Source organism: Mesorhizobium sp. M1E.F.Ca.ET.041.01.1.1 (assembly GCF_003997355.1).
GTDB lineage: Bacteria > Pseudomonadota > Alphaproteobacteria > Rhizobiales > Rhizobiaceae > Mesorhizobium.
The window spans coordinates 1-3,542 of the sequence record NZ_RZSL01000598.1 but is presented as its reverse complement, the minus strand read 5'-3'; the positions used below and the strand labels follow the sequence as shown (position 1 = coordinate 3,542).

The window sequence follows — 3,542 nt, the reverse complement described above, 5'->3', positions numbered from 1 at the left end:
GTCTGGCTGCCATTCATGATCCTCCCCGTCCAGGCGGCGCTCGAGCGCGTGCCCGGCAACCTGGTCGAGGCCTCGTCCGATCTCGGCGCCTCGCCCGGGCAGACTTTCCGCAACGTGCTGTTTCCGCTGGCGCTGCCGGGCATCGTTGCAGGCTCGATCTTCACCTTCTCGCTGACGCTCGGCGACTACATCATCCCGCAGATCATCGGCACCTCGCGCCTGTTCATCGGCCAGGCCGTCTATTCGCAGCAAGGCACCGCCGGCAACATCCCTTTAGCCGCCGCCTTCACCGTGGTGCCGATCGTCATCATGGGCTTCTACCTTTGGGGCGCCAAGCGCATGGGGGCCTTCGATGCGCTCTGATCGCGGCCAATCCGCCCCGCTTCGCCTGAAGATCGCCGCTGCCTGCGGCCTGCTCTTCCTGCACCTGCCGATCCTCTTGATCTTCGTCTACGCCTTCACGACCGAGGAGAAGAGCTTCGTCTGGCCGCCGCCGGGGCTCACCACGCAATGGTTCGCCGTCACCTGGAACCGCCCGGACGTGTGGGAGGCGCTGTCGCTGTCGATCCGCGTCGCCGCCATCTCGACGGCGATCGCATTGGTGCTTGGCACGCTCTGCGCCGCGGCAGTCTCGCAGACGCGCTTCTTCGGCCGCGAGACCATCTCGCTGCTGGTCATCCTGCCGATCGCGCTGCCCGGCATCATCACCGGCATCGCGCTGCGTTCGGCCTTCGCGCTGGCCGACATCCCGTTCTCTTTCTGGACGATCGTGCTCGGCCACGCCACCTTCTGCGTGGTCGTCGTCTACAACAACGCCGTCGCCCGCTTCCGCCGCACCTCCGGCTCGATGATCGAGGCCTCGATGGACCTCGGCGCCGACGGCTTCCAGACGTTCAGGCACGTCGTGCTGCCCAACATCGCCACAGCACTCCTTGCCGGCGGCATGCTGGCCTTCGCGCTGTCCTTCGACGAGGTCATCGTCACCACCTTCACCGCCGGCCAGCAGCAGACCGTGCCGATCTGGATGCTGGAGGAATTGATCCGCCCCCGCCAGCGCCCGGTCACCAATGTCGTGGCCATGGTGGTCGTGCTGGTGACGCTGCTGCCGATCCTGTTGGCCTACTACCTGACCCGCGACGGCGACCAGATCGCGGGCAGCGGAAAATGAAAACAGCGAATAGGGAGTAGCGAATAGCGAAGAGGGGAAATCGACAGTCAAACCCTACTCGCTACTCACTATTCCCTACTCGCTCCTGTTCAGGGAGAATGTTCATGGACACCCAGATGCTGATCGGCTCGAAATTCGAGAAGGGCACCGAAACCGAGGAGCCGATCCTCAATCCGAAGACCGGGGCGACGATCCTCAACTTGGCCGAAGCGAGCCCGGCGCAGATCGATGCTGCTGTCAGTGCCGCCGAACAAGCGTTCGTCAGTTGGTCGCGCACGACGCCCGCGCAGCGCTCGGGCTACCTGCTCAAGATCGCCGACCGCATCGAGACGGAAGCCAAGGAATTCGCCGCGCTCGAGGCGCTGAACTGCGGCAAGCCGATCAATGCCGTGCTTAACGACGAGATCCCGGCGATCGTCGACTGCTACCGCTTCTTTGCCGGCGCGGTACGCTCGATGCCGGGCCAGGTTGCGGGCGAATATCTGCCTGGTCACACCTCGATGGTGCGGCGCGACCCGATCGGCATTGTCGCCTCGATCGCGCCCTGGAATTATCCGCTGATGATGATGGCCTGGAAGCTGGCGCCGGCGATCGGTGGCGGCAACACGGTGGTCTTCAAGCCGTCGGAGCAGACGCCGCTGACGACGCTGAAGCTGGCGAAGATCCTCGCCGAAATCCTGCCCGAGGGCGTCGTCAACGTTGTGCTCGGCCGCGGCGACAGCGTCGGCAACGCGCTGATAAATCATCCCAAGGTCAACATGATCTCGATCACCGGGGACGTCGCCACCGGCAAGAAGGTGCTGCAGGCGGCCGCCAAATCGGTCAAGCGCACGCATCTCGAGCTCGGCGGCAAGGCGCCGGTCATCGTCTTCGACGATGCCGATCTCGGCGCCGTGGTCAACGGCCTGCGCGCCTTCGGCTATTACAATGCCGGCCAGGACTGCACCGCCGCATGCCGCATCTATGCCGGCAAGAAGATCTACGACAAGCTGGTCGCCGATCTCTCTTCCGCCGTATCGACCATCAAGTACAACCAGCCTGATGACACCGAAAACGAGATCGGGCCGCTGATCTCGCGCCGCCAGCGCGACCGCGTGTCGAGCTTCGTCGAGCGCGCTTCGGAACTGAAGCACATCGAGATCACCACCGGCGGCAAGCCGGGCGACGGCTCGGGCTTCTTCTATCAGCCGACGGTGGTTGCCGGCGCGCTGCAGGAGGACGAGATCGTGCGCCGCGAGGTCTTCGGCCCCGTCGTCTCGGTCACCCGCTTCTCGGATGTCGACGAAGCCGTGAGCTGGGCCAACGACAGCGACTACGGCCTTGCCTCGTCGGTGTGGACCAAGGACGTCTCGCGCGCCATGACGACAGCCGCCCGCCTGCAATATGGCTGCACCTGGATCAACACTCACTTCATGCTGACCAACGAGATGCCGCATGGCGGACTGAAGCAGTCCGGCTACGGCAAGGACATGTCGCTCTACGCGCTGGAGGACTACACCGCCGTCCGCCACGTGATGGTGGCGCACGGCTAGGCGCCTTTATCTCTCCCCTTGTGGGAGAGGTCGGATTGCCCCGATTTGCTCTTCGCAAATCGGTTGGCAATCCGGGTGAGGGGTAAGCTTGGCGCCAAGCTGGAACACCTCTCATCCGACCGAGATTCAACCAGGGAGGAAAACAACAATGCAGCGCCGCCAGTTTCTGATATCCGCATCCATCGCCGCTACGGTTCTCGCCGTGACGCCATCCTTCGCCGGAGACACCGCGCAGTCGGTGGTCGAGGCCTATGTCGCAGCCTGGAATGCGCATGACTCGGCCAAGGCCGCCGGCTACTTCGCCGACGACGTCACTTACTATGACGCCTCAGTCGGCAAGCCCGTCGCGGGTAAAGACGCCGCCAAGACCGGCGTCATCGACAATTTCCTGAAGGCCGTTCCCGATGCCGTATGGACGATGAAGGGCAAGCCGCTGGTAGACGGCGACCGCGTCTCCTTCGAATGGGAGTTCTCCGGCACCAATACCGGCGCCTGGGCAGACGGCACCGCCGCGACCGGCAAGAAGTTCTCCTTCACCGGCGCCTCGATGTTTTCCGTCAAGGACGGCAAGATCGCGACCCAGAGCGACTATTACGACGCGCTCGGCTTCTACAAGCAGCTCGGCCTGATGTAGGGGCGAGTCGGTGCCCCCTTGCGGGGTCCGAAGGACGGGGCGAGACCCGTGGCTCGCCCCCGGGCGGTGGATTGTCGCGAAGCGACAAGACGGATGAGGGGTGTTCCAGCTTGGCGCCAAATCACCCCTCACCCGGATTGCCAACCGATTTGTGAAGGACAAATCGGGGCAATCCGACCTCTCCCACAAGGGGAGAGGTAGGCCACGC

4 protein-coding genes are annotated in these 3,542 nt (G+C 64.1%); all 4 read left to right on the top strand.

The annotated features are described in order from the left end of the window. The coding region (locus EOA38_RS30935; RefSeq protein WP_127301010.1) for an ABC transporter permease subunit at positions 1-363 on the top strand (363 nt) is incomplete at its 5' end. After that, positions 353-1,168, top strand: a complete 816-nt coding sequence (locus EOA38_RS30930; protein WP_126090469.1) for an ABC transporter permease — start codon at positions 353-355, stop codon at positions 1,166-1,168. The genes EOA38_RS30935 and EOA38_RS30930, both read left to right, overlap by 11 nt. A 104-nt stretch (positions 1,169-1,272) precedes the next feature. After that, entirely contained in the window at positions 1,273-2,700 is a 1,428-nt protein-coding gene (locus EOA38_RS30925; RefSeq protein WP_127301009.1) for a gamma-aminobutyraldehyde dehydrogenase, read from the top strand. 148 nt (positions 2,701-2,848) lie between these two features. Next, complete coding sequence (locus tag EOA38_RS30920; RefSeq protein WP_127301008.1) at positions 2,849-3,334, top strand: ester cyclase; 486 nt, start codon at positions 2,849-2,851, stop codon at positions 3,332-3,334. Positions 3,335-3,542 lie beyond the last annotated feature (208 nt).